Origin of the sequence: Desulfovibrio sp., from assembly GCF_047607245.1 — a bacterium.
Classification (GTDB): Bacteria; Desulfobacterota; Desulfovibrionia; order Desulfovibrionales; family Desulfovibrionaceae; genus Desulfovibrio.
This window is the reverse complement of the sequence record NZ_JASGDK010000045.1, coordinates 1-4,311: the sequence shown is the minus strand read 5'-3', so window position 1 is coordinate 4,311 and position 4,311 is coordinate 1. Positions and strand designations below refer to the sequence as shown.

Here is a 4,311-nt window from a genome sequence, read left to right as displayed (position 1 = left end):
CTTGCGTTTGAACAATCTGTGCCATATCTGACCGCAATTGTTGACGCATGACGTCTTCCGACATTTTATAGCTTATTCCCGTGATCAAAATCAGCCCCAGGACTGCCGGGACAAATATGAAAAGAATCATTTTAGACAATAGACCGAATTTCATGAACATTCTCCTTAACAGCCCATACCGGTAATTTTTGCATTGGGCGAAATATATAGAAGGCCGTAAGAACAGCCTGCGTATTGAATTGTGCGGATATTTAATAGTAGACGTTCTTAATCACTTGAGCAATATTAATTATTCGCATTACAAATAACCAGATAATATATTAAAAAATAAGTAAAAATTTATTCATGACCATGCTTCCAAGAAACCACATACTTTTTATAACAGAAAAAGTTCAATAGAATTAGCAAACTTTCAACCTCGAAAAAAGAAGATCACATCACAAATTGTCCAGACGGGTAATGCCTTCAAACTATAACCATGCGTGTATTTTGGGCGTAGATAGTTTGCCGCCAATATCTAAAAATGCATTTCAGACGCAATAACGGCGAGCGACCATTTGGCAGCTCGCCATTATCCTTGGCTATGTGGCGGAGAGGAAAAGAACAACGGAGTGAAAAGAGTGGCGTCTTTCACCTAAAATTCAGCTTTAAAGACAAAAAGCCGTGCGTTTTTTGATCCATCATACGTAGCCCAGAGCACGCGGCATCACGCCTTTTGAGCAAAAAAATGTACTGCACTTGAAACGGCGTGAGCATAAAAGGCTAAGCGCTGGCCGGGGTAGACAGCGACTTTCTGATCACGTCAATGGTTTCATTGGCCCCGCTCATCTGCAGGACAACTTTTTTTCCCTGAAGCCGATCCTTAAGCTTTATTGCGGCCATAATAGTGGAAGCGCCAGCGCCTTCAGCCATATTACGCGTGTGGTGCATTGCCAGCTGAATGCCCTGCAAAATCTCGTCTTCGCCCAAAAGAACAAAATCAGCCAGTTGATCTTTATATATGCCGAATGGCAGCGCAAACCCTTCGCCTGTTGCAAAACCGCCTGCAAAGGTTCTGTTTTCAGACTTGCACAACTCACCCCGCTTCCAGGAAAGATATGCAGCCTGGGATGCCGCGGCCTGAACGGCGTATATCTCTATGGCAGGATTGATCTGCTTGAAAACAGTAACAGCAGCAGCGGCTTCACTGCCGCCGCCCAATGGCAAAACAATTGCGTCGACATCTGGCAGATCCCGTAAAATTTCGGTGAACTCCGTGCCGACTCCATTTATTATATGAGGCTCATTTGCGGCATGAACAAACCGCAGGCCGTATTTTTTCTGGTACTCAAGACCAAATGCGGCGGCGGCTTCAAAATTTTCGCCTTCTTCAAGCACGGTGGCGCCGACTTCGCGCATGGACTGTATTTTTACCAAATTGCTGTTTTTGGGCACAACAATAGTGGCATCTATGGAGTACCGCTGCGCTGCCGAAGCAATGGAAATGCCGTGATTTCCTGTTGAAAAGGTAATAACCCCCTTCACGCCTTCCTGTTTCAGATGGTGCATGAGGTTGATACCGCCCCTGATCTTGAAACTCCCCCCGGGGTGCTGGTTTTCATGCTTGATATATACTTGACCGCCAATCAATCTCGAAAGGCTCGGATACATCGTCAGCTGCGTGGGTTTAAGGGCCGCATAAACGACTTTTTCTGCGGCAAATACTGCGTTTAAAGAAATATCTTCTCTCATTCTACGTCCCCTTTCCCCCACGTTGTCAACATTTTCAAAAGCAGAGAGCGGCGCTCAACACATGCCTGCATGTCTGCCAGTCCTGGAAATTACGCTTTGCCCGGCAATACCGTAAAACATATTGGCTCACACGAAGTTACTGCAACAGAGGTTACGCTTTGGCGTGGCGTAACTGCTCTGCATATTTTTTGCGACACCTGACCGCATCGGCATACGTTTTTACGTCAGGGAAAACACGCACATGGCCTGCTGCGCGCCGCCTATGGCATGCGCTGGCTACCGTATCGTGCAGTGGCCGAGCCAAAAATGCTGCCCGTTGGCCTGCTCTTACACCAACAAGCACAACTTTTAAACTGATTCGCATTTCCTGTGAGGCATCAGAAGCTATGCTGCAACAGGGCATTCAACGCAGGCTCTCGTTCTTATACTTTTGGCTCTGTTTTTTGTGGTTCCCGGCAGATCATAATTTTTCGCGGCAACCTTTTGCAGCCGCCAATCGCTAAGCACTGCGTAGTTGCCCTTGCAAAGTCATTTATTTAGAAACAGCCTCAAGACCATAGTGCACAAAAAATAAAGCCGCATCAAAATGAAGCGGCTTTATTTTTTGCAAAGGAATTCGCCTTGCGCATCTTGCATGCTCTGATCATCAGGCGGTCACATCAAACCCTTGGCCCTGATCTGTCCCCTGATCCACCATGCCACGATATACAGCATTAGCAATGGTGTTAAGAAGATGTTGAGCGTTTGTCTCGCCGGTTTCATTCAGGATGCCTGAACTAGTGGCTTCGCTGCTCAGCTGCTCAGACTTGACGCTGGGGTTCTGGCCAGAAGCAAACATGGCCTTTTTCTTTTCAAGAGCCGCACTCAGTTCATCCATTGAGACAACACCGTTCTGATCGGTATCCATCTCATCAAAAGTGGATTGGCTCAAGCCAGATTCCGCAACATCCAGCTCGCCGCTTTTATCGGCATCCAGGTCGGAAAAAATTTTTGAGGCAAGATCATCTTCTTTGTCAGAGCCACCTGGGGGCGGGGGCAACGGCTTTCCGTTCATAATAGCAGAAAGCATGCTTTGCGCCTGTGATTGCGCAGTTTCATCAGTAGAAGTGGTGGAAGCGGTTTGACCGTTCTCCATTTTCATACTGGTAAAAAAAGCCTGGCGCTGTATCTCTAACCCGGCTTGCAGTTCAGTCAGGCTAACAGTGCCATCCTGATCTGTATCCAGAGCATCAAACTGGCTCTGACTCAGACCAGATTCCTTAAGGCCAATACCACCGTTTTGATCGGTGTCCAAATCCTGAAATAGCTTTGTGGCAAGATCATCATCTTTTTTGGAGGAATTTTCTGTGCGTGTTCCGCTGAGTATCTCTTCCCAAGAAGATGACGAGCTCTGTGAGCCAATGGAACTAATACTCATTTCAATTCTCCTTTTTGTGAGTAAATTCCGTGTGAGAGCTGTGGACGCGTCATCAAGAAATCATTCTATGTGGGGTATCGAACAGTCAGACTCTCCCGTGCCTGGGAGGAAAATATTTCCTCCGACCCAAAATGTGCAAAAAATACGCCATCCGATATTATGGGAAGATTTTTCCAGCCTGAATCATTTTATTAAAATATTAATAAATAAAAACAATATATTATAACAACAAAATAAAATCCCATAGTCGAACGCAAGCAGCTTTGCAGCCGCAGCCACACCAGCAAAGGGGCAACGCCGTCCAGAACGTGCCCAAGAACATCCGCAACGTCCTGGCTTTGATGCTGAATAAAAAAGAGGAATATAGAGAAACCGAAAGACCTCGGCAGGAGAATCAGTTATAGCCCCGGAACGCAAATGCCCCGCAAATTCCTTTCAACAGAGCATTTTTATGTGGAACATGCGCTTAACGGCGCAACATATCAGCTCAACGGTCCCGGTTGCCAATGGCAACCGGGACCGCAGCAATATACATCAGCTAGAACATGTTATGACGCATTTTTTTGCAAAACCCGCACAAGGCGGGTACACGTTTTCAGTAGCAGTCAGCTCTGACAGGCTCAACCTTGTCATAAACATTCTTCATGCGCAGCAACAGGGCTGATACCTGCTCAAGCAGGCGGCCCAAACTGACAATCACGTGGCCTCGCACGCGCACGTCGCGGCTCACGCTTTTCATTACCTTGACCAAGCCTGCCAGCAGCATGTGCGCTTCACCCAAAAGCCCGCGCAGATCTTGCGCACCATAGTGGTTCAATAGCTCCCGTTCGTGCTGGGCCACGCCCGGCGAAAAGTAATAACAGCGGGTTTCGCCTTGCGCCTTTGTGGCTGCATGCGGTGCGGCATCTTCACTGCTCACTGGCGCTTCACATACGGCCAGTAAATCCTGCGCGGCTTTTTGAAACCGCTCAACGCGCGCGGCTAGTTCCGCATGGGTGCAAGGATGGGGCGAGGGAGATTGAGGCGGGCTTGTACTCTGCAAAGAATCAGACATGAGACACCTCGTGATTTGTACGATTGGCACGGCTTGGAAAAAGCAAATGCCGGGTGTCGTACCCGCCCACGAGAGCAGTTTATGGCTTTTAGCCTTTCAGCTTGGACAT

Annotated in this window: 3 protein-coding genes; all 3 read right to left on the bottom strand. The window is 47.7% G+C overall.

Going from position 1 to position 4,311, the window contains the following annotated elements; genetic code table 11:
- Positions 1 to 762 precede the first annotated feature (762 nt).
- The 3 genes from QM579_RS03415 to QM579_RS03405 all read right to left on the bottom strand — a co-directional run bounded on the left by QM579_RS03415 (position 763) and on the right by QM579_RS03405 (position 4,202).
- Positions 763 to 1,731 (bottom strand): threonine ammonia-lyase, encoded by a 969-nt coding sequence (locus QM579_RS03415; protein WP_414997814.1) that lies wholly within the window; start codon positions 1,729 to 1,731, stop codon positions 763 to 765.
- 646 nt (positions 1,732 to 2,377) lie between these two features.
- Complete coding sequence (locus QM579_RS03410) at positions 2,378 to 3,148, bottom strand: hypothetical protein (protein ID WP_414997813.1); 771 nt, start codon at positions 3,146 to 3,148, stop codon at positions 2,378 to 2,380.
- Between the two features lie 595 nt (positions 3,149 to 3,743).
- Positions 3,744 to 4,202, bottom strand: coding sequence for an ATPase (locus QM579_RS03405; protein ID WP_414997812.1), 459 nt, complete (start codon positions 4,200 to 4,202; stop codon positions 3,744 to 3,746).
- Positions 4,203 to 4,311: the final 109 nt, after the last annotated feature.